A 20,582-nucleotide genomic window follows, 5' to 3' on the forward strand; every position below is an offset into this window, starting at 1 on the left:
TGCTGCAGAGGCATCAGCCGTGATCGCGCTTATCGGACTTGAGCCAAGTGCGCGCGAGCTGCCAGCCCGCCAGACCAATACCCGCCCAGCGCAGCAAACCCAGACGTTTACCGCCTCCCATGAACAGGGCCGAGGCGGCCGAACTGACGATGGGATAGCGGCGCGCCAGGTTATACGCCTGCAACACCCACTGCGAGGTGTTGCCTCTGGTCAGCTTGGGCAGTAACCCGCGCACCAGATTGGCCGGCTCCAGCGCCTGACCGGTCTCGGCAATGCTTTGGGCCAGACTCTCGCGCTCGATGGCCGCGCGGGCACGCAACAGTTCGATGCGCACCTGTCTTTCCACAGCGGGAGATTGACGTTGTGCCATCAGCGCCCTCCACCAGAAGTGTCGGCCTCACGGCGCTCGAGGTCGACCTGAGCATCGCGAACCCGCTCGAGCAGCTCGGCATCACGCCCCAGCTCCTCGAGCGTGGCCGAAAACGGCAACGGACCGTCGACCAGTTCGCGGCGCACCAGCAGCAGCAGCGCCACACCGATGACACCATAGATGGCGGCCAACCATCCCAATGCAACATAGCGGTGTTCGGTTGGCCAGAACGCCACCGCGATGGTGACGGTGAACACCAAGACAGCCAGGGTCAAAAACAGCAGGGCAGCAAACGACATCCCCAGCGTTTTGAGCAGGCGGAGTTTCTCGTGACCTGCTTCCTGGCCCAGGAGTTCGAGACGTGTGCGCAGCAGCCCGACCAGGCTGGCCGCCACACCGAATACCGAGGTACGTAGACTCATGCAGATTGACGGGCCTGCGCCATCAGCGAAGGCCCTGCCCTATCAGCGGCGGCTGATCAGCAAGCCGAGCAGCAGGCCGGTCACGCCTGCGATACCGATGGCTTGCCAAGGATTGTCATGAACGTAGTCGTCGGTAGCACGGGCGGCGCGGCGGCCGCGCTCGAGCATGGCATCCTGGGCGTCATACAGCGCTTCACGGGTGCGCTTGAGCGAGCTGAGCGCACGCTCACGCAGCTCGGAAGCCTTTTCGCCGGACGAGGCAGCCGCCTCGCGCAGCAACGTCTCGGCATCGTTGAGACTGCTTTTGACACTGTCAATCAGTTTGTCTTTGGCGATATCTTCAGATCGTTTCGCGGGCATAGAGCACTCCTTTTGATGTGTCGTTGGTAAATCCATCATACCAGCGCGCCCGCTCAGGGCAAGGGGCTGGCGCGCCGGATACTTTCTGCTACTTGATTTCCGTAATTTCGACTTGCGATTTGCTGCCCGCCATGTCGATCTCTTGCTTCATGACGAGATTGACCGCAGGACAATACCAATCAGTCACCGTCGTGTTCATGCCGGGAATGGGCAAGGTCAAACCTTTGAAGGTCGCCATCGTGGGATCACTGTTGCGTGTGTAAGTGATAGGCCAGTACGACTGTTCACCCAGCGCTGTGGCAATGCTGCGCCTGGCCCCAACGGTTTTTTCGCCGATGCGCACGGTGGTGCTGGGCTGGCCACCCACGGGCGCCTCCTTGCCGATATTGATGCGATAGCTGGAACCGGCGAATTTCTGCCCCTGCCCGGTGACCTTGTCGTAGGCAAACAAACCCAGGATACGCAGATCGAACTGACCATCCCTGGCCGGCGCTTCGCCCGCCTGCTCATAGCGCGCAAAACTGGCCTGTCCGCCTTTGACCGTCATCAGATAGTCCAGCTTGGATTTACCAGATGGCAGGCCGGCATAGGCAAAACTAGCCACCCCCTGCACACGGGCGCGGCAGTTGTCGCCGTTGCTGCGGCTGACGTCGCTGAAAGCCAGGTCGGCGCCAAGGTTGATGTTGCCCGACCCGGAAAATTGCAGTTGTCCGCCGTCGTGCATGAATTTGGCGTCGCAGACGCCAGCGTGGGTGATAGGGGCAATGCTGGCCAGAACCAGCGCAGATATCCAACGAGCCACCGAGTACTCCTGTAGAGTTGCGCCGCTTCCGGCGTCTTGCGCCTGCTACTACACCCTTGCACGAAGGCGGTCCGGCCGCTGGTCACACTGGGTCCCGTCCATGCAGAAAAGGCGTTTCGCGCGACCACCTGCGGTCGCGCGAAACGCCCCTCTTGCTGTGCTTTCCCCTTGAACCATCGCTGAGACGGCATTGAACGTCCGTCGCCGGCCGTCTGCCTTAAACCAAGCAAGCTTCATGCCAGCGTTCTCGCCGCCAGAAAATCACCTGCAACACATTGATTTATATGGACAAGCAAAAACCCTCACGGTCTTTTGCGAATCCATGCTGCGGCATAACGGTGCCTGCAGCACCAAAACCGTGCGAACCCGCCCCGGAACAGAACTTCAAATCACTTCTGGCTATATGGATGGAAGCAATCAAAAGTTGTGGAGATGAGTCCCCCTCCCTATGATCCTCGGACGATTACTGGGTTTGGCACAGAGGTTCATGAAGCTTTTTCCGATTTTTTCCGATCTCCAGGACCGGCATGTTCTGGTCGTGGGCGGCGGCACGGTTGCCACGCGCAAGACGCAGGCACTGCTGCAGGCCGGTGCGCGGGTCACCGTAGGCGCTCCTGCCCTCACACCCGAACTCAGCCGTCTGGCCGACCGGCAAACCATCACGCATATTGCCGGCGAGTTCGAGCCGGCCTGGCTCGACGGGACGTGGCTGGTGATTGCCGCCACGGATGATCGCGCCACCAATGCGCGTGTCTACGAGGTTTCCTGTAGCCAGCAGCGCTTCTGCAATGTCGTCGACGACCCCGGGCTGTCAAGCTTCCAGGTCCCGTCCATCGTGGATCGCTCACCGCTGATCGTGGCGATTTCCTCCTCCGGTGTGGCCCCCGTACTGGCCCGCCGTCTGCGCGAACGGCTGGAATCCCTGTTTGACCACAGCCTGGGCGCACTGGGCGAACTGGCCGCACGCTACCGCTCGCGTATCCGTGCCGCCCGCCAAGACCTCGGGCAGCGCCGTCGCTTCTATGATTGGCTGCTCGATGGCCCGGTCGCGGCCGCCTTGCGGGGGGCCAACCCCCATCAGGCCGAGGCCCTGCTGCAGGAGGCTCTGGCCACAAGCGCTGCGCCCGTGGCGGGACGTGTCGTACTGGTCGGCGCCGGCCCTGGCGACCCCGGGCTGCTGACGCTAAAGGCCCTGCGCGCCTTGAACGAAGCCGATGTCATCCTGCACGACCGGTTGGTCAGCCCCGATGTGCTCGCGCTGGCGCGACGCGACGCCGAGTGCATCCCGGTGGGCAAACGCCTGGGTGAGGATCACAACGCCACGCAATCCCGTATTCATGCCTTGCTGGTCGAGCATGCCCGCGCTGGACGCCGCGTGGTCCGCCTCAAAGGCGGCGACGCGTTCATCTTCGGGCGTGGCGGCGAGGAACTGGAGCATCTGCGTGCGCAAGGCGTGGATTACGAAGTCGTCCCGGGCATTACCGCGGCACTGGCCTGCGCAGCCTATGCCGGCATCCCACTGACGCATCGGGACCACGCTCAGTCGCTGCGGTTGGTTACCGCGCATTGCCGGGGCGACGAAGACTCACTGGACTGGGATGGGTTGGCGCGGGATCACCAGACCCTGGCCTTCTACATGGGCGTGGGACAGTTGGACAACCTGTCGGCGCGCCTGATTGCGCATGGCCGCGCTCCCGATACGCCTTTCGCACTGATCGAAAACGGCAGCCGCCCGCAACAGCGGGTGGTTACCGGTTCGCTTTCTCAACTGGCCCGCATCGCCCGCGAACAGGCCATTGCCGCACCGGCACTGCTTATCGTCGGCGAAGTCGCCGCGTTGGCCGACAAGCTGGCCTGGTTTGGCGCGTCGGCCCGCTAGGCCTACTCGACCTTCTGCTTGGTACCGAAAATGCGGTCACCCGCGTCACCCAGACCCGGCATGATGTAACCGAGCTCATTCAGGCCGTTGTCGATGGATGCGGTATAGATATGCACGTCAGGGTGCTTGTCCATGACAGCCTTGATGCCCTCGGGCGCCGCGACCAGCGTCAGCGCGCGAATCTCGCGAGCACCGGCGCGCTTGAGCATATCGATCGTGGCCACCATGGAACCACCGGTAGCCAGCATGGGATCGACGATCAGGGCCAGACGCTGATCCAACTCTCCGACCAGCCGCTCCAGATAGGTATGTGCCTGCAGGGTTTCCTCGTTGCGGGCCAGGCCCACGACGCTGACCTTGGCACCCGGAATGAGGCTCAATACCCCGTCAAGCATACCGATGCCGGCGCGCAGGATAGGCACCACGGTGACTTTCTTGCCGGCGATCTTCTCGACCTCGACCGTGCCACACCAGCCCTCCACCGTGGCCGGTGCCAGCGCCATGTCCTTGGAGGCCTCGTAAGTCAACAGAGCAGCGACCTCCTGCGATAACTCGCGAAAGCTCTTGGTGCTCAGGTCGACGCGCCGCATGATGCCTAGTTTGTGCCGCACCAGCGGATGACGGATTTCATGCACGGGCATGTCCGGATTCTCCAAAAAAAACTACTCAATACCCGCGCCTGCGGGCGAAAAATTTACTGTTCGGCCAACCAGGCGATGAGCGCATCATCGAACTTGCGCACCGCATCGGCGTTTTCATGGTTGACCATGCTCACGACCACGTAGCGCTTGCCGCTGCTGCCCAGCACATAGCCCGCCAGAGAGCGCACGTCGCGCAGCGAACCGGTTTTCAGGTGAGCCATGCCCAGCGTGCCATTGCCCTTCATGCGCCGACGGACCGTGCCATCCACGCCTGCGATGGCCATCGACGCCAGATACTCTGGCATGACAGGCGAGCGCCAGGCCAAGGTCAACATGGAGGCCAGGCTATCGGCCGATACGCGCGCCAGGCGCGACAGACCTGCACCATTATCGATAACAAGCTCGGGCATGTTCAGCCCCTGGTCAGACAGCAGCGTCTTGGCCACCGCCTCGCTGCTGGCGACCGTGGCCGGACGGCGCCCTCGTTCGGCCCCGAGGGTGAGCAGCAAGGCGCGCGCCATGACGTTGTTGCTGCGCTTGTTGATGACACGGATCGCCTCGCCCAACGTGGGTGACTCGTGGGAGGCCAGCACCACGGCATCGGCCGGAACCATGCCGGGGCGCATCTTACCCTTGAAATTGCCTCCCAGCTCGCGCCAGAGCAATCGGAACACCGCATCGGTGTAATCCTGCTGGGACAAGGCCAACCGGTAGAGGCTGAATTCACCGCAAGCCCCCGGCACGGATCCGGCCAGCCGCAGCGTAATGCCTTGATCGGTCACCACCGGTTGGGTGGTGACGTCCGTTCCGCTTTTGCAGCGGCCATCCGCCCACTGGATAGCCCCTTCCAGCCGCAGACCGGGCAGCGGAGGATCGACAGTGGCCACCCATTTACGCGCGGCCGCGTCGGGTGTGAGCAGAAGACGCAAGGCGCCAAACCCCACCATGAGGGCGTCCGGGCTGGCGTTGTAGGCGCGATCCGGGGCACCATCGAAAGCGCCCGGATCCGTGGCTACCTGCCCGAAAATGCTCCGATCGACCACCAGGTCGCTGATTTCCTTGACGCCGCGCAGGCGCAGTTCGCGCAGCAGCGTCCAGAGGTCCTGCAGGAGAAACTGCGGATCGCCGCCGCCGCGCCAATAGAGCGGACCCGTCAGCACCCCGTGCGCGTCGGGCCGCGCGCCGGGCTCGGTTAGGAAGTCCGTGCGCCAGACATAGTTGGGGCCCAGTTCGGATAAGGCCGTCCAGGTGGTGACCAACTTCATGACGGAGGCCGGGTTGCGCGGCGCCTTGGCATTGATGGCAACCAGGCGCGGCCCGTTGACCTCCTGCACGACCAGCGATAGCGCCTCATCGGGCAACTTGCTTGCCTTCCAGGCCTGAGCCAGCTCTGCCGGCAAGCCCAGCGCCCCTCCCGCGGCACCCTGCGCGCATGCGACCCCGGGCAGCAAGGTCGTCAGCGTCAATCCCAGCGCCGCCAGGGCGCGCCTCACAGCCAGATATCCCATGGCCTGTAACACCATCTTATGCACAAAGATGAAAGCATACATAAGGAGCGCCGGTCGCGGCGGGCGGTTACAGACGAGGGTGGGCAACCACGGGCGTCTACAATAAACGGTTGCGCACCGCGTATCTGCACTGCGCCGATCCTTTTTTTCCGGTCCTGTCAGGCCGGGATGACACCGTGTCCACCTTTACTGTTTCCGACTTTGATTACAACCTGCCTGCCGAACTGATCGCGCAGACGCCCGCCGCCGAACGTGGCGGCAGTCGCCTGCTTCATCTGGATGGCCAGGGGCGGCTGCATGACCGCCAGTTCTGCGACCTGCTCTCGTTGCTGCGCCCCCACGATCTGCTCATTTTCAACGATACCCGCGTCATCAAGGCCCGCTTAGCCGGCCAGAAGGCCACCGGCGGCAAGGTCGAAGTGTTGGTCGAACGCATCACCGAACCGACCCGCGCCCTGGCCCATGTCCGCGCCAGCAAGTCGCCCGGGCCCGGCATGCGCCTGGAGCTGGCTGGCGGCGCCATCACCGCCGACGTCCTGGGCCGCGCCGGCGAGCTGTTCGATCTGCGTTTCGCCGCGCCGGTGCTCGACCTGCTGGAAGCCCATGGCGCCACGCCCCTGCCGCCCTACATCACCCACGCGGCCGAGCAGGAAGACGACGCTCGCTACCAGACCGTCTATGCGCGCGAACCGGGCGCGGTAGCTGCTCCGACAGCAGGCCTGCACTTCGATCAAGCCATGCTGCAGCGGCTGGCCGACCAGGACGTGCAACGCGCCTTCGTCACCCTGCACGTCGGCGCGGGCACGTTTCAGCCCGTGCGTGTCCAGAAGCTGGAAGACCACATCATGCATTCAGAGTGGTACACCGTGCCCGAGGCCACCGTTGCGGCCGTTGCGCGTGCGCGCCAGGCCGGGGGCCGCGTGATCGCGGTGGGCACCACCAGCGTGCGCGCGCTGGAGTCGGCGGCGGCGCAGTCTGCCGACGGCGAACTGCGCGCAGCCCAAGGCGACACGCGTCTTTTCATTACCCCGGGCTCCCGTTTTCGCGTGGTCGACGCCCTGGTCACCAACTTCCACCTGCCCCAGTCGACATTGCTGATGCTGGTCTCGGCCCTGGCCGGGATCGAGCCCATCCGGCGCGCCTATGCCCATGCCGTGGCCGGCCGCTACCGCTTCTTCAGCTATGGCGACGCCATGTTCATCGAATCTGCCCAGCCATGACCGGACTCTCCTTCGAACTGCTCGCCACCGACGGCGGCGCGCGCCGCGGGCGCATGACACTGAACCACGGCGTGGTCGAGACACCGATCTTCATGCCCGTGGGCACTTACGGCAGCGTCAAGGCCATGCTGCCCCACGAACTCAAGGAGATCGGCTCTCAAATTGTCCTGGGCAACACCTTTCATCTCTGGCTGCGCCCGGGCACGGCCATCATGGAAAAGCATGGCGGCCTGCACGGCTTCATGCAGTGGGACAAGCCCATACTGACCGACTCCGGCGGCTTTCAGGTGTTCAGCCTGCAAGGCATGCGGAAAATCACCGAGGAGGGGGTCAAGTTTGCCTCGCCCATCGATGGCTCGCGGCTGTTTTTGACGCCGGAAGAATCCATGCGCATCCAGCGCTCGCTGAACTCAGACATCGTCATGGTGTTCGATGAGTGCACCCCTTACGAAATCGACGGCCGTCCGGCCACCCAGGAAGAGGCGGCGCGCTCGATGCGCATGTCGCTGCGCTGGGCGCGCCGCTCACGAGACGAGTTCGACCGCTTGGAAAACCCCAATGCGCTGTTTGGCATCGTCCAAGGCGGCATGTACGAGAACCTGCGGGACGAATCCTTGGCCGGGCTGACCGACGTCGGGTTTCATGGCTACGCCATCGGCGGCCTGTCGGTCGGCGAACCCAAAGAGGACATGATGCGCATCCTGGGCCATGTGGCCCCGCGCCTGCCGCAACATGCCCCGCGCTACCTGATGGGGGTGGGCACACCCGAAGATCTCGTCGAGGGCGTCTCGCGCGGCGTGGATATGTTCGACTGCGTCATGCCCACCCGCAACGCGCGCAACGGCTGGTTGTTCACGCGGTTCGGCGACGTCAAGATCCGCAACGCCAAATACCGCGACGACACCCGCCCGCTGGATCCGAGCTGCGCCTGCCACACCTGCCAGACGTTCTCGCGTGCCTATCTGCATCATTTGCAGCGCGCCAACGAGATCACCGGCGCGCGCCTGAACACGCTGCACAATCTGCATTTCTACCTGACCATCATGGGCGAAATGCGCGAAGCCATCGCCGCCGGACGCTTTCAGACCTGGCGGGCTCAGTTCGCCGCGGACCGCGCACGCGGGGTCGATTAGGCCGCGTGCGGTGCGCAAAGCCCAGGCGGGCCGCAACATCGCTACAATAGCCGGCTACCTGTCCAAGGCTCGCGCGGGGGACGGGGACACAACAAAGCTTTAGCCGACAGCAAAACGCAAAAACTCAACCAGGAGTACTTTCCATGTCCGTGATTGATACCGCCGGCCTCATCCTGGCCCAGGCCGCCCCCGAGGGCAATATGTTGGGCGGTATTCTGCCCATCGTTCTGATGTTCGTGATCCTCTATTTCCTGATGATCCGCCCGCAGATGAAGCGCCAGAAAGAACACCGCAACCTGATTGCCGCATTGGCCAAGGGCGACGAAGTCGTCACCGCCGGTGGCATCCTGGGCAAGGTCTCCAAGGTGACCGACAGCTACATCAGCATCGAAGTGGCCGATCTGGCCGAAAAACCTGTGGAAGTCACGCTGACCAAGGGTTCCGTGACCTCGGTACTGCCCAAGGGAACCATCAAGGCCCTGTAACAGTCGCATAGGGCCCCGCAAGGGGCCCTTGTCCGTTCCACCCCTTGATACCCCTGCCGGCATGAACCGCTATCCCCTCTGGAAGTACATCACGGTATTGGTTGCGGTCGTCATTGGCCTGCTCTATACCCTGCCCAATTTCTACGGCGAATCCCCCGCCGTACAGATATCCAGCGCCAAGGCCACCATCAAGGTAGAGCCGGCGCTGATGGCGCGCGTCGAACAACTGCTGGCCGACGCAAAATTGCCAGCCACCAGCGTTTACTATGAACAGAACGGCACGCTGGGCACGATTCGTGCGCGCTTCAGTTCCACCGACATCCAGTTGCAGGCCCGCGATCTGCTGGACCGCAGCCTGAACACCGTGGCGGCAGACCCGCACTACACGGTGGCCCTGAACCTGCTGCCGGCATCGCCGCCCTGGATGCGCACGCTGGGCTGGTTCGAGCCGAAACCCATGTATCTGGGCCTTGACCTGCGTGGCGGCGTTCACTTCCTGCTGCAAGTCGATATGCAAGGCGCCCTGACGGCTCGTTACGACTCCCTGGCCACAGACGTGCGCACCATCCTGCGCGACCAGAAGGTCGAAGTCGGAACCGTCGAGCGTGCCGGGCAAGCCATATTGGCCAGTTTCGCCAATGCTGACGCCCGTGACCGCGGCCGCGACGTCCTACGCAGCCGCATGGCTGACCTGCAATTCAACGAGCGCGACGAAGGTGGCCGTTTCCTGCTTGAAGGCGCATTGAGCGCCCAGGCCGTCACCCGTGTCCAGGAAAGCGCACTCAAGCAAAATATCAACACCCTGCACAACCGGATCAACGAACTTGGCGTGGCCGAACCCGTGATCCAACAGCAAGGCACCGACCGCATCATCGTGCAGTTGCCCGGCGTGCAGGATGTGGCCAAAGCCAAGGAATTGCTCGGCCGCACCGCCACGCTCGAGCTGCGTATGGTCGACGACACCCCGGCCTCGCAATCGGCCCTGGCCAATGGCACCGTCCCCTTTGGTCTGGAGCGCTACGCCGACCGCGACGCACGCCCCATTCTGGTTCGCCGCCAGGTGATCCTGACCGGCGAAAACCTTCAAGATGCCCAGCCTGGCCGCGATCATCAAACGCAGCAGCCGTCGGTGAACCTGACGCTGGACTCCAAGGGCGCACGCATCTTCCGCGACGTCACGCGGGACAACGTCGGTAAGCGTATCGCCATCCTGCTGTTTGAAAACGGCAAGGGCGAGGTCGTCACCGCTCCGGTCATCCGCAGCGAAATCGCCGGCGGGCAGGTGCAGATCTCGGGCAGCATGAGCGCCGAGGAAGCCGCCGACACGGCGCTGCTGTTGCGCGCCGGATCGCTCGCCGCACCGATGTCCATCATCGAAGAGCGCACCATCGGCCCGAGCCTTGGCGCCGACAATATCGCCAAGGGTTTTTACTCAACACTCTATGGCTTTATCGCGATCGCGATCTTCATCATCGTTTACTACCATTTGTTCGGTGTGTTCTCGACGATCGGCCTGGTTTTCAACGTGCTCTTGCTGCTGGCGTTGCTGTCCATGCTGCAGGCCACGCTGACCCTGCCAGGTATCGCGGCCATTGCGCTGGCGCTGGGCATGGCCATCGACTCGAACGTGCTGATCAACGAACGTATCCGCGAGGAGCTTCGCGCCGGAGCCACACCGCAACAAGCCATCTATCATGGCTTCGAGCGCGCGTGGGGCACCATCCTGGACTCCAACCTGACCACGCTCATCGTTGGCCTGGCGCTGCTGGCCTTCGGTTCCGGCCCCATCCGAGGTTTCGCGGTCGTGCACTGCCTGGGCATTCTGACCTCGATGTTCTCGTCTGTGGTGGGCGTTCGCGCACTGGCCAACCTCTGGTATGGCCGCCGCAAGAAGCTTGGCAGCATCTCCATCGGCACGGTCTGGAAACCGGGCACCAAGTGATCGCGTCAGGGCGGTGCAGCGCACCGCCCTGCCCCTGAAAAGACTGCAAGGCGAAACATGGAATTTTTCCGGATTCAACGCACCATCCCGTTCATGCGCCACGCGTTGGTACTGAACATCATCAGCCTGCTGACCTTCATCGCGGCGGTGTTTTTCATCATCACGCGCGGCTTTCATCTGTCGATCGAATTCACGGGCGGCACGGTCATGGAAGTCAGCTACGCGCAGACCGCCCAGCTCGACCAGGTTCGCGGGGTGGTCGGCAAACTGGGCTACAGCGACTTCCAGGTGCAGAATTTCGGCACCTCGCGCGACGTCATGATCCGCCTGCCGGTCGCGCACGGCCAGACTTCGGCCACGCAGAGCGAAACCGTCATGGGCGCGCTCAAAGCGGCCGATCCGTCCGTCGAACTACGCCGGGTGGAGTTTGTCGGCCCTCAGGTTGGCCAGGAGCTTCTGCACAACGGGCTGATGGCCCTGCTGGTCGTGGTGCTGGGCATCATGGTCTACCTGGGTTTCCGCTTCGAATGGAAGTTCGCCCTGGCCGGCGTGATCGCCAACTTGCATGACGTGGTGATCATCCTGGGCTTTTTCGCCTTCTTCCAGTGGGAGTTCTCCCTGTCGGTGCTCGCTGGGGTGCTGGCCGTGCTGGGCTACTCGGTCAACGAGTCCGTGGTCATCATGGACCGTATTCGTGAAAACTTCCGCAAGTACCGCAAGGCGGACGTGCAGGAAGTCATCAACAGCGCCATTACGCAGACCATCTCGCGAACCATCATCACCCACGGATCGACCCAGATGATGGTGCTGGCCATGCTGTTTTTCGGCGGCCCCACCCTGCACTACTTCGCATTGGCACTGACCATCGGTATTTGGTTCGGGATCTACTCGTCGGTATTCGTGGCTGCGGCTCTGGCGATGTGGCTGGGCGTCAAGCGCGAAGACCTGGTCAAGCCGGCCAAGAAAGCCGAGGACGGCGTCGAAACACCCTGACGCATCGGCTGCCTGCGCGCCGGATAGCAATCCGGCAGGATGGAACCGCACCCCAGAAGTTGGACACCCATCCGACCTCTGGGGTGTTTTTCATGGCGAAAAATGATCAACCATTGAAGCCCACCGTAGCGCAAAACTACGCAGCGGCCAAGCAAGGCTGAAGACGGCGCAGCTGCCACCAGGCGAGGGCCCGACGAAGCTGGCAATACCGCCCAGCGGCCACGTGTTGCAAATACGCGGCGAGCTCGCACGACACGTGCGCATGAAGATCGGGCGCGCAAAGCAAAAGCCGCAAGGTCGAAGACCCTGCGGCTTTTGGAATTTTTGGCGGAGCGGACGGGGCTCGAACCCGCGACCCCCGGCGTGACAGGCCGGTATTCTAACCAACTGAACTACCGCTCCGCAGCGGTTGACACCTTTCGGTATCGTGCCAGAAAGACTGGCGTCCCCTAGGGGATTCGAACCCCTGTACTCACCGTGAAAGGGTGATGTCCTAGGCCTCTAGACGAAGGGGACTTGGACTAACCGTACTACTGAAAACTTGGTGGAGGTAAGCGGGATCGAACCGCTGACCTCTTGCATGCCATGCAAGCGCTCTCCCAGCTGAGCTATACCCCCATGGTTTTCAGTCCTTCGAAAAAGCCACTTTCGTGCCAACTGCGAAGAAACGAGATTATGCACGAGTTCTTTGCATCGTGCAAGTCAGCGCAAAAAAATTTTGGAAGACAGCATGGTAGAGTGAATCATCACTGGACCGAGAAGGAAAGCACGATGAGTCAGACCTCCTTTGCGACGCGCACACTTGGCACGACGGGCATGGAACTGTCGCGGGTGGGCTTGGGCACCTCTGCCATGGGCGGTGCAGCGTGGGCCTACGGTTGGGGTGAGCAGGATGACAGCGACTCGGTTCGCGCCATCCGTCATGCCGTCGACCGAGGCATCAACTGGATAGACACCGCCGCCAGTTACGGCCAGGGTCATGCCGAAGCCATGGTCGGCCGCGCCCTGGCGCAGATGCCTGCGTCGGCCCGGCCTTATATCTTCACCAAGGGCGGGCTCATCATGCGCGACGGGCAACCGTATGGCATCGCCCAGCCAGACAGCCTGCGACGCGAGCTCGAGTCTTCCCTGCAGCGCCTGGGCGTGGATTGCATCGACCTCTACCAGATGCATTGGCCGGCGGGCGACGGTACCCCTCTGGAAGTCTATTGGCAGACCCTGCTGGACTTTCAGCGCGAAGGCAAAGTCCGCGCTGTCGGCCTGTCCAACCACGGGCTGCCGCAAGTGCAGACGGCCGAAGCCATCGGGCACGTTGACGTCCTGCAACCGCCTTTCTCGCTCATCCGACGCGAGGCCGCCGCTGACCTGCTGCCCTGGTGCGAGTCAACGCGGACCGGGGTCATTGCCTATAGCCCCATGCAGTCCGGTTTGTTGTCCGGAGCTTTCACGGCCTCGCGCCAACTGGCTGCCAATGACTGGCGCTCGCGTGACTCGGAGTTCCGAGTCCCCCGCCTGGAGCGTAATCTGGCGCTGGCCGACGCACTGCGCCCGCTGGCAGAACGCCACGGCACCACGCTGGCCACCATCGCCATTGCCTGGACCTTGGCCTGGCCCGGCGTCACAGGCGCCATCGTAGGTGCGCGCAACCCGGCTCAGATCGATGGCTGGCTGGGCGCGGCCGCACTGGAACTCGATGAAGAAGCGTTGCGCCTGATCGCCGACGCGTTGGCCCTGACGGGCGCAGGCAGTGGTCCCCTGGAGCCCCCTGCTTTCGACAGTCTGCCAACACCGGCTGACTTTCTTCGTTAACGGCGCCTGCGAACCCGGGCCGCGGCGGCGACCAGTACGACACCGACAATGAGCAGCACCAACTTGTCGCCAAACCGTGCGTAAGGCGTCAGGCCAGTCATGCCCTGTACGGTGACCGGCAGGATGCCCGTTTTGTGCGTGGCCAATTCCGCGACCACTCGCCCACGTGCGTCGATAGCCGCCGTAATGCCAGTGTTGGTGGCCGTGACCATGGGACGGGCCGTTTCGATGCTGCGCAGCCGGCCGATCTGCATATGCTGCCGCAAGGCCCAGGTATTGCCGAACCAGCCCAGATTGCTCACGTTGGCCATGATGGTGGCTCCGCCCAGCCCGGAGGCATCGGGATAGAGCGCCGGCAACAGCTCGGGGCCAAAGAGATCCTCATAGCAGATGTTGAAGGCGACGCGTTGGTCGCCCACTACGAACGGCCTCTGGTAGGCTGCTCCACGGTCAAAATCGCCCAGAGGGATCTCCAACATATCCACAAACCAGCGAAATCCCGGGGGAACGAATTCACCCCAGGGCACCAGATGCTGTTTGTCGTACCGCATGGAGGTACGTCCGGCGGTCAGATCTGCCAGAGGTGTCGTGGCATCCAAGCCCAGAACGCTATTGGTGTAGCGGGTGCGGCCATCAGGGTCTGGCAGCCTCAGCGGCACGCCCATCGCTATGGTGGCCGATTGGCGCGCCGCGACGGCTTTCCAGGCCTCCCAGACCTGGGGTGCCAATTGATCCTGAAAAACCGGCAAGACCGTCTCAGGCAGGATGATGAGTTCGGGGCTAGGCGAGCCTGCGGCCGGCGGCATGGCTGCCAACTCCAGATGGCGCCGCAGCCCCTGCTCCATCAGCGCAAGATCGAACTTTTGCGATTGCTCGACGTTACCCTGCACCAGACGCATCGCGAGCGGCTCGCCGTGCGGACGCGACCATGGCAGCAGGCTGAGCACCCAACCGGCCAGCACCAGCACCACGGCGACTGCCGCGGCCAAGGCCTGCCGGGCATTACCGGTCGCCTTCAGGCTGGCCACTGCGGCAGCGGCAAACGCCGTCACGAACGCCATACCGTGCACACCCAGGACCGGCCCCCACCCAGCGATCGGGCTGTCGACCACTCCATAACCGATGTTCAGCCACGGGAAGCCCGTCATCACGGTCGCGCGCAGCCACTCGAAGAGTGTCCAGCTGGCGGCCCAGACCAGCGCCACCCAGCACGCACGCCATGGACTGGCCGGGACGTGGGGCGGGCAGATGCTGCGCGCCAGCCAGCCGGCAGTGGCGGGAAAAATCGCCAGAAAGACTGACAGCGCGACGACGCCGGCCGCGGCAAGCGGCGCGGCCATGGCACCGTAGTCGTGCATGCTGACGTAGAGCCAATAAAGCCCGACCGTGAAACTGACGCTGGCGAATCCCCAGCCCCGCAACCAGGCGCGGCGGCGGGTCGGTGCCTGCAGCACGGCGTGGGCCAGCACGGCCAGCATCAGGATCTGCACCCAGACCAACGACCACGCGGGCAAAGGCCCTGGGGCAAAACTCAGCGCATGCGCAGCGCCCGCTGCGGCCAGCAGGCCCGCGCCACCGAACCCTCGCTTCATGCGTTGGTTTCCGGGCGCAGCGACTGCGGCGCGCGCCTGACGCGCAGCCACAAGGCACGCCGGGGATCGGCCCGGATGACCTCGAACTGCAATCCGGCAAACTCAGCCGTATCTCCGCGGCGCGGGATGCGCCCGAGTTTGCCGCCCAGCCAGCCGCCGACGCTGTCGTACTCGTCATCGGGCATCTGAGTGGAGAAAGTCTCGTTGAAATAGCTGATGTCGGTGGCGGCCAGCATGCGCCACTGGTTATCGCCCTCAGGGAAGATGGACTCTTCCTCGTCCTCGTCAAACTCGTCTTCGATGTCGCCGACGATCTGCTCGAGCACGTCTTCCATGGTGACCAATCCGGAAATGCCGCCATGCTCGTCGATCACGATGGCAATGTGATTGCGCGCAGAGCGGAACTCGCGCAGCAGGACATTCAGCCGCTTGGCCTCGGGGATGAAGATCGCCGGACGGATCAAGGAGCGCAGCTCGATGGAGGGATCCTGCATGTAGCGCAGTAAATCCTTGGCGAGCAATACGCCGAGGATGTTGTCGCGGTCATCTTCGTAGACCGGGAAGCGCGAATGCGCTGTCTCGATGATGGCGGCCAGCAGTTGCGGCACTGGCAACGAGACATCGAGCAGGTCCATGCGCGATCGCGGCACCATGATATCGGCGACGGTACGCTCGGAGACAGCCAGCGCCCCCTTGATCATTGTGTAGGACTCGGCGTCGATCAAGGCCCTGTCGTGGGCGGCATCCACGAAAGCTTTGATGCCTTCTCGATCTTCTGGCTCGCGCCGGACCAGCGACATGACGCGGTCCAGCAGGGATTTGGAGGGTTTGTGCGGGGAGGCCGAAGAATCGGCAGCGGGATAAGGGTCAGACATTGTCCAAATGGACTCGTAATGAAAGAGTCAGCATAACCGATACCCCCCCCCGACAGGCAAGCCGCGCCTGCAATATGGCGACAACATGCCGCCATATCCGGGTTTTTCCTGCCAAATCCAGCAAGTGCGGATCCCGCTCAGGCCAGATAGGGATCCGCAATGCCCATACGTGCCAGTGTGGCGGTCTCCAGGGCCTCCATGCGTTTGGCCTGGCGCGCCTGGATATGGTCGTAACCCAGAGCATGCAGCACGCCATGGATACAGAGATGAGCCGCGTGATCGACGAAGGTCTTTTTTTGCTCGCGCGCCTCACGCACAAGCACGGGCACACAAATCACGATGTCCCCGCGCGCCGTGCCCAGCGGATCGACACCATACTCAAAAGTCAGAACGTTGGTGGCGTAGTCCCGCCCCCGGAACTGCGCATTGAGCTGGCGCCCCTCGGCTTGCCCCACCAGGCGGACATTGAGTTCTGCCGCCGTAAACGCGATCAGTCCGTCGGCCGCGGCCCCGGCCAGCGCATAGCCCGCCCAGCGGCGCAAGCGCCAGCGCGGCAGACGCGCCTCACTCACGGCATACTGCACCGCCAGGGCCAGGTTTGGATCAGGCCGTGCCATTCTGCTCTGCCAGATCGTAGGCGTCGACGATGCGGGCGACCAGGGGATGACGAACCACATCACGGCTGGTAAAGCGCGTCGTGGCGATGCCCTGGACATCCGCAAGCACGTCCACGGCGTGAGCCAGTCCGCTTTGCTGGCCGCGCGGCAGATCGACCTGCGATGGATCGCCGGTGATCACCGCCTTGCTGCCAAAGCCGATACGAGTCAGGAACATCTTCATCTGCTCGGGCGTGGTGTTCTGCGCTTCGTCCAGGATCACGAAAGCATGATTGAGCGTGCGCCCGCGCATGTACGCCAGCGGAGCGATTTCGATGGTCTGTTTCTCGAACAGGCGCTGCACGCGCTCGAACCCCATCAGGTCATACAACGCGTCGTACAGAGGACGCAGGTACGGATCGACCTTCTGGGCCAGATCGCCGGGCAGAAATCCCAGGCGCTCGCCCGCTTCGACCGCCGGGCGCGTGAGCACGAGTCGTTGCACCGTATCGCGCTCCATCGCATCGATGGCGCATGCCACGGCCAGCCAGGTCTTGCCCGTGCCAGCCGGCCCGACGCCGAAGGTGATGTCGTGCTTGAGAATGTTGTTGAGGTATTCGCGCTGCCGCGGCGTACGCGGGCGCAGGTCCGTGCGCCGGGTGCGCAGAGCGATACCGTCGCTTTCGTCATCGACCGCAGGCAACCCGGGATCGCTATCGCGCGGCGCTTCCTCTGCTTCGACGCGGCGGCCGACGCCGATTTCGACCAGACCGAGCTGGATGTCATCGACCGACAAGGCGCGATGCGTGGCCTGCTCGTAGAAGCGACGCAGTGCACGACCGGTCAGTTCGGCCTGCTCGCCTTCGATGGTGACGCGGCTGCCGCGCCGCGCCAGCGTCACGCCCATGCCATCGGCCAACTGCCGGAGGTTCTCGTCGAGCGGACCACAAAGATTGGATAGATGAATATTGTCGCCGTCCAGATTGACGACGACGGGCATGCTGCGGCGTCGGCTGCGCGAAGTGCTCATAGTGTTCCTTGATCGCTATCTTGCGTGCCGGCCACTCGGCCGCGCAGCGAGTTGGTGAAGGCATGGGTGATGATCACATCCACCATGTTGCCGACCAGGCGTGCAGGCCCCGGGAAGTTAACGATGCGGTTGTTTTCCGTTCGGCCCATGAGCTCGTTGGGGTCGCGCCGCGAAGGCCCCTCGACCAGCAGGCGCTGGCGCGTTCCGACCATGCTTTGGGCAATGGCGGCGGCCTGCTCGTTGATCAATGCCTGCAGTTGTTGCAAGCGCTTGAGTTTGACGTCTTGCGGCGTATCGTCGCTCAGATCGGCTGCCGGCGTCCCCGGGCGGCGCGAGTACACAAAGGAAAACGACGTGTCGAAACCCACGTCGGCGATAAGCTTCATCGTCTTCTGGAAGTCTTCCTCGGTTTCGCCGGGAAAGCCCACGATAAAGTCGGAAGACAGGGTCAGATTGGGCCGCGCGGCACGCAGCTTGCGGACCACCGACTTGAACTCCAGCGCCGTGTAGCCGCGCTTCATGGCTGACAACACCCGGTCGCTACCCGCCTGCACGGGCAGATGCAGAAACGACACCAGCTTGGGCAGGCGGGCATAGGCCTCGACCATGCGCTGCGTCATTTCCTTCGGGTGCGAGGTGGTATAGCGGATGCGCTCGATGCCGGGGATTTCGTGCACATACTCGAGCAGCATGGCGAAATCAGCGATTTCATCGCTGCCTTCCATCCGGCCACGGTAGGCGTTGACGTTCTGACCCAGCAGCGTGACTTCGCGCACGCCCTGATCGGCCAGATCGGCAACCTCGGTCAGTACGTCTTCGAAAGGGCGTGACACCTCTTCGCCGCGCGTATACGGCACCACGCAGAAACTGCAGTACTTGCTGCAACCTTCCATGATCGATACGAAAGCCGTGGCGCCTTCAATGCGAGCCGGCGGCATGTTGTCGAATTTCTCGATCTCGGGAAAGCTGATGTCGACCTGCGAAACACCCTCATCGCGACGCCGGCGGATCAGCTCGGGCAGCCGATGCAAGGTCTGTGGCCCGAACACCACGTCAACGTAAGGCGCACGCTTGACGATGGCCTCGCCTTCCTGACTGGCGACGCAGCCACCGACGCCTATCACCAGATGCGGATTGAGTTTCTTCAGGTGCTGTACGCGGCCCAAATCGGAGAAGACTTTTTCCTGCGCCTTCTCGCGCACCGAACAGGTATTAAATAAAATGACGTCGGCTTCCTCGGGGTTGTCGGTCACTTCCAACCCCTGGTCTTCGCGCAAAACATCCACCATTTTGTCCGAGTCATACTCGTTCATCTGGCAGCCGAAGGTCCGAATATAAATTTTTCCGCTTGCCGTGGGGGCGGGCGACGACGCAGCGGGAGCGCCTTCGCGCTTGAGTGTGGTTTCGTGCATGGGCGTACGCCGTGACGGGTGTAGATCCCGGGGGCGCTATCTCAATGGTTAGGGAAGCCGCCGATTTTACCGTTTTAGACCGTAAATCGTCTTTCTTGCGTAAGCCCGGCCCATTACTATGTCCACCGCCGCGGCTTCGAAAGTGAGCCTGCCCCCCTTTTCCCCAAGGTTTTCCCGACAGCAATGACGACAGGTGTTCCGCTCTCCCCCCCCATGCGCCCCCTCTCTGGCAAAACGGCGTTGCTGGCACTGCTGGCCCTGTTGGCGGCGGGCGCCATCTGGGTGGATCGCCCCCTGGCGATCTGGCTCAACGGCAATGTCCCCGAAGACGTCAACATCGCCTTCGACACCATCGGCAATCTGGGCGACGCGGGTATCTATGTCGTGCTGGCACTGGGTTTGTACATCTGGTCGCTCAACGGCATGGCCCGGGGCTGGCACTGCTACTTCAAGGCGGGGTTCGAGAACATCGCTCGCGCGTCTGTTCTGCTGCTCGCGACGATGGCCGTCGGCGGCGGAGTCACCTGGCTGCTCAAGCGTGTGGTTGCGCGCGCCCGACCCGAGGAGCTCTTCGATCATGGCATTTACGGCCTGGGCGGGCTCTTCGCCGGCAAACCTTTCGACTCTTTTCCGTCCAGCCACACCCAGGCCGCGTTCGCCGTGGCCGGTGTCATTGCCATCGTCTCACCGCGTTGGCGCTGGCTTGCACTGACGCTGGCCACAATGGTGGGCGTCAGCCGCGTCATCAATCGCGACCACTTTTTCACGGACGTTGTCGCGGGCGCAGCGGTGGCGCTGAGTTGCGCCGTCCTGTTGGCCCCCGTCATCCTGAGCAAAGATCGACAATGGCCCTTGCGCGCACCGTGGCGCTGGCGCAAGGCCTGATTACCCCTGCGATGCACGTTTCAAAAAAATGGTGCATAATTCGGCCCCGTTCACTGAACGGCGCAACACAGAGGCAACAACCTTCGGGTCTGCCAAGTATTGTGGGCTTGGGGGTATAGCTCAGCTGGGAGAGCGCTTGCATGGCATGCAAGAGGTCAGCGGTTCGATCCCGCTTACCTCCACCAAGTTTTCAGTAGTACGGTTAGTCCAAGTCCCCTTCGTCTAGAGGCCTAGGACATCACCCTTTCACGGTGAGTACAGGGGTTCGAATCCCCTAGGGGACGCCAGTCTTTCTGGCACGATACCGAAAGGTGTCAACCGCTGCGGAGCGGTAGTTCAGTTGGTTAGAATACCGGCCTGTCACGCCGGGGGGCGCGGGTTCGAGCCCCGTCCGCTCCGCCAAAAATTCCAAAAGCCGCAGGGTCTTCGACCTTGCGGCTTTTTCGCTTTCTGCGCTGGCCAAAAATAAAAAAGGCGGCTCGACCCCCGCACGCACCTGAGCCGCCGCACGGCAAGCCTGCCTGAATGGCAGCAGATAATTTACTTTTAGATACAATATTTTTGCGTCGACGGCTGGCTGCAAGATGACGGCAACTTGTCTGCGCCCGACACACATTCACCCGCCAAC

General features: G+C 63.0%; 19 protein-coding genes and 6 tRNA genes. 11 read left to right on the top strand and 14 right to left on the bottom strand.

Annotated features, from left to right (window positions below):
- Positions 1–13 precede the first annotated feature (13 nt).
- The 4 genes from LK440_RS09315 to LK440_RS09330 form a co-directional block, all read right to left on the bottom strand.
- On the bottom strand, positions 14–370 hold the full coding sequence (locus LK440_RS09315; protein WP_005013384.1) for a hypothetical protein: 357 nt from the start codon (positions 368–370) through the stop codon (positions 14–16).
- A complete protein-coding gene (locus LK440_RS09320; RefSeq protein WP_005013383.1) occupies positions 370–792 on the bottom strand; it encodes a phage holin family protein in 423 nt (140 codons plus the stop codon). The genes LK440_RS09315 and LK440_RS09320 overlap by 1 nt, the downstream gene beginning before the upstream one ends.
- Before the next feature lie 42 nt (positions 793–834).
- The gene (locus LK440_RS09325) at positions 835–1,152 is read right to left on the bottom strand and encodes a DUF883 family protein (protein ID WP_005013382.1); all 318 of its coding nucleotides are present in this window, start codon (positions 1,150–1,152) and stop codon (positions 835–837) included.
- 88 nt (positions 1,153–1,240) lie between these two features.
- The gene (locus LK440_RS09330; RefSeq protein WP_005013381.1) at positions 1,241–1,954 is read right to left on the bottom strand and encodes a hypothetical protein; all 714 of its coding nucleotides are present in this window, start codon (positions 1,952–1,954) and stop codon (positions 1,241–1,243) included.
- Positions 1,955–2,441: 487 nt separating this feature from the next.
- Here LK440_RS09330 and cysG point away from each other — a divergent pair, with 487 nt between their 5' ends.
- Complete coding sequence (cysG, locus tag LK440_RS09335) at positions 2,442–3,833, top strand: siroheme synthase CysG (RefSeq protein ID WP_005019257.1); 1,392 nt, start codon at positions 2,442–2,444, stop codon at positions 3,831–3,833.
- Between the two features lie 2 nt (positions 3,834–3,835).
- Here cysG and upp read toward each other — a convergent pair whose 3' ends face one another.
- On the bottom strand, positions 3,836–4,474 hold the full coding sequence (gene upp / locus LK440_RS09340) for a uracil phosphoribosyltransferase (protein WP_005013379.1): 639 nt from the start codon (positions 4,472–4,474) through the stop codon (positions 3,836–3,838).
- A gap of 53 nt (positions 4,475–4,527) precedes the next feature.
- Complete coding sequence (gene dacB / locus LK440_RS09345) at positions 4,528–5,982, bottom strand: D-alanyl-D-alanine carboxypeptidase/D-alanyl-D-alanine endopeptidase (protein WP_025341404.1); 1,455 nt, start codon at positions 5,980–5,982, stop codon at positions 4,528–4,530.
- A 155-nt stretch (positions 5,983–6,137) separates the two neighbouring features.
- On the opposite strand from dacB, the gene queA reads away from it, so the two are divergent.
- The 5 genes from queA (at position 6,138) to secF (ending at position 11,755) form a co-directional block, all read left to right on the top strand.
- On the top strand, positions 6,138–7,202 hold the full coding sequence (gene queA / locus LK440_RS09350) for a tRNA preQ1(34) S-adenosylmethionine ribosyltransferase-isomerase QueA (protein ID WP_026087926.1): 1,065 nt from the start codon (positions 6,138–6,140) through the stop codon (positions 7,200–7,202).
- On the top strand, positions 7,199–8,335 hold the full coding sequence (tgt, locus tag LK440_RS09355) for a tRNA guanosine(34) transglycosylase Tgt (protein ID WP_005013374.1): 1,137 nt from the start codon (positions 7,199–7,201) through the stop codon (positions 8,333–8,335). Before queA ends, tgt begins: the two co-directional genes overlap by 4 nt.
- 143 nt (positions 8,336–8,478) lie before the next feature.
- Entirely contained in the window at positions 8,479–8,820 is a 342-nt protein-coding gene (gene yajC, locus LK440_RS09360) for a preprotein translocase subunit YajC (protein ID WP_005013371.1), read from the top strand.
- 61 nt (positions 8,821–8,881) lie between these two features.
- On the top strand, positions 8,882–10,762 hold the full coding sequence (secD, locus tag LK440_RS09365) for a protein translocase subunit SecD (protein WP_005013368.1): 1,881 nt from the start codon (positions 8,882–8,884) through the stop codon (positions 10,760–10,762).
- A gap of 57 nt (positions 10,763–10,819) precedes the next feature.
- The gene (secF, locus tag LK440_RS09370) at positions 10,820–11,755 is read left to right on the top strand and encodes a protein translocase subunit SecF (protein ID WP_005013366.1); all 936 of its coding nucleotides are present in this window, start codon (positions 10,820–10,822) and stop codon (positions 11,753–11,755) included.
- A 325-nt stretch (positions 11,756–12,080) separates the two neighbouring features.
- On the opposite strand, the gene LK440_RS09375 is transcribed toward secF, so the two are convergent.
- From LK440_RS09375 to LK440_RS09385, 3 genes are all read right to left on the bottom strand, one after another.
- Positions 12,081–12,157, bottom strand: a tRNA-Asp gene (locus tag LK440_RS09375).
- A gap of 38 nt (positions 12,158–12,195) precedes the next feature.
- Positions 12,196–12,271: transfer RNA gene (locus LK440_RS09380), tRNA-Glu, on the bottom strand.
- A 26-nt stretch (positions 12,272–12,297) separates the two neighbouring features.
- Positions 12,298–12,373 (bottom strand) — tRNA-Ala (locus LK440_RS09385).
- 153 nt (positions 12,374–12,526) lie between these two features.
- Between LK440_RS09385 and LK440_RS09390 the strand changes: the two genes are divergently transcribed.
- The gene (locus LK440_RS09390) at positions 12,527–13,564 is read left to right on the top strand and encodes an aldo/keto reductase (protein ID WP_005013363.1); all 1,038 of its coding nucleotides are present in this window, start codon (positions 12,527–12,529) and stop codon (positions 13,562–13,564) included.
- Here LK440_RS09390 and lnt read toward each other — a convergent pair.
- The 5 genes from lnt to miaB form a co-directional block, all read right to left on the bottom strand.
- The gene (gene lnt, locus LK440_RS09395) at positions 13,561–15,156 is read right to left on the bottom strand and encodes an apolipoprotein N-acyltransferase (protein ID WP_005013362.1); all 1,596 of its coding nucleotides are present in this window, start codon (positions 15,154–15,156) and stop codon (positions 13,561–13,563) included. The genes LK440_RS09390 and lnt overlap by 4 nt on opposite strands.
- Positions 15,153–16,031, bottom strand: coding sequence for an HlyC/CorC family transporter (locus tag LK440_RS09400; protein WP_005013360.1), 879 nt, complete (start codon positions 16,029–16,031; stop codon positions 15,153–15,155). Before LK440_RS09400 ends, lnt begins: the two co-directional genes overlap by 4 nt.
- 137 nt (positions 16,032–16,168) lie before the next feature.
- Positions 16,169–16,648 (bottom strand): rRNA maturation RNase YbeY, encoded by a 480-nt coding sequence (gene ybeY, locus LK440_RS09405; RefSeq protein ID WP_005013358.1) that lies wholly within the window; start codon positions 16,646–16,648, stop codon positions 16,169–16,171.
- On the bottom strand, positions 16,635–17,657 hold the full coding sequence (locus LK440_RS09410; protein ID WP_005013355.1) for a PhoH family protein: 1,023 nt from the start codon (positions 17,655–17,657) through the stop codon (positions 16,635–16,637). Before LK440_RS09410 ends, ybeY begins: the two co-directional genes overlap by 14 nt.
- Complete coding sequence (miaB, locus tag LK440_RS09415) at positions 17,654–19,069, bottom strand: tRNA (N6-isopentenyl adenosine(37)-C2)-methylthiotransferase MiaB (protein WP_005013353.1); 1,416 nt, start codon at positions 19,067–19,069, stop codon at positions 17,654–17,656. The genes LK440_RS09410 and miaB overlap by 4 nt, the downstream gene beginning before the upstream one ends.
- A gap of 213 nt (positions 19,070–19,282) precedes the next feature.
- Between miaB and LK440_RS09420 the strand changes: the two genes are divergently transcribed.
- From LK440_RS09420 to LK440_RS09435, 4 genes are all read left to right on the top strand, one after another.
- The gene (locus LK440_RS09420; RefSeq protein ID WP_005013352.1) at positions 19,283–19,954 is read left to right on the top strand and encodes a phosphatase PAP2 family protein; all 672 of its coding nucleotides are present in this window, start codon (positions 19,283–19,285) and stop codon (positions 19,952–19,954) included.
- Between the two features lie 109 nt (positions 19,955–20,063).
- Positions 20,064–20,139: transfer RNA gene (locus tag LK440_RS09425), tRNA-Ala, on the top strand.
- A gap of 26 nt (positions 20,140–20,165) precedes the next feature.
- Positions 20,166–20,241, top strand: a tRNA-Glu gene (locus LK440_RS09430).
- 38 nt (positions 20,242–20,279) lie between these two features.
- A tRNA-Asp gene (locus tag LK440_RS09435) sits at positions 20,280–20,356 on the top strand.
- Positions 20,357–20,582 lie beyond the last annotated feature (226 nt).

The organism is Bordetella holmesii (genome assembly GCF_020735985.1).
Lineage (GTDB): Bacteria > Pseudomonadota > Gammaproteobacteria > Burkholderiales > Burkholderiaceae_B > Bordetella > Bordetella holmesii.

Excerpts from the sequence above, each read along its gene's own strand:
- LK440_RS09315 (WP_005013384.1), bottom strand. The coding sequence starts at position 370 with ATGGCACAACGTCAATCTCCCGCTGTGGAAAGACAGGTGCGCATCGAA.
- LK440_RS09320 (WP_005013383.1), bottom strand. The coding sequence starts at position 792 with ATGAGTCTACGTACCTCGGTATTCGGTGTGGCGGCCAGCCTGGTCGGG.
- LK440_RS09325 (WP_005013382.1), bottom strand. The coding sequence starts at position 1,152 with ATGCCCGCGAAACGATCTGAAGATATCGCCAAAGACAAACTGATTGAC.
- cysG (WP_005019257.1), top strand. The coding sequence starts at position 2,442 with ATGAAGCTTTTTCCGATTTTTTCCGATCTCCAGGACCGGCATGTTCTG.
- upp (WP_005013379.1), bottom strand. The coding sequence starts at position 4,474 with ATGCCCGTGCATGAAATCCGTCATCCGCTGGTGCGGCACAAACTAGGC.
- dacB (WP_025341404.1), bottom strand. The coding sequence starts at position 5,982 with ATGGGATATCTGGCTGTGAGGCGCGCCCTGGCGGCGCTGGGATTGACG.
- tgt (WP_005013374.1), top strand. The coding sequence starts at position 7,199 with ATGACCGGACTCTCCTTCGAACTGCTCGCCACCGACGGCGGCGCGCGC.
- yajC (WP_005013371.1), top strand. The coding sequence starts at position 8,479 with ATGTCCGTGATTGATACCGCCGGCCTCATCCTGGCCCAGGCCGCCCCC.
- secD (WP_005013368.1), top strand. The coding sequence starts at position 8,882 with ATGAACCGCTATCCCCTCTGGAAGTACATCACGGTATTGGTTGCGGTC.
- secF (WP_005013366.1), top strand. The coding sequence starts at position 10,820 with ATGGAATTTTTCCGGATTCAACGCACCATCCCGTTCATGCGCCACGCG.
- LK440_RS09390 (WP_005013363.1), top strand. The coding sequence starts at position 12,527 with ATGAGTCAGACCTCCTTTGCGACGCGCACACTTGGCACGACGGGCATG.
- lnt (WP_005013362.1), bottom strand. The coding sequence starts at position 15,156 with ATGAAGCGAGGGTTCGGTGGCGCGGGCCTGCTGGCCGCAGCGGGCGCT.
- LK440_RS09400 (WP_005013360.1), bottom strand. The coding sequence starts at position 16,031 with ATGTCTGACCCTTATCCCGCTGCCGATTCTTCGGCCTCCCCGCACAAA.
- ybeY (WP_005013358.1), bottom strand. The coding sequence starts at position 16,648 with ATGGCACGGCCTGATCCAAACCTGGCCCTGGCGGTGCAGTATGCCGTG.
- LK440_RS09410 (WP_005013355.1), bottom strand. The coding sequence starts at position 17,657 with ATGAGCACTTCGCGCAGCCGACGCCGCAGCATGCCCGTCGTCGTCAAT.
- miaB (WP_005013353.1), bottom strand. The coding sequence starts at position 19,069 with ATGCACGAAACCACACTCAAGCGCGAAGGCGCTCCCGCTGCGTCGTCG.
- LK440_RS09420 (WP_005013352.1), top strand. The coding sequence starts at position 19,283 with ATGCGCCCCCTCTCTGGCAAAACGGCGTTGCTGGCACTGCTGGCCCTG.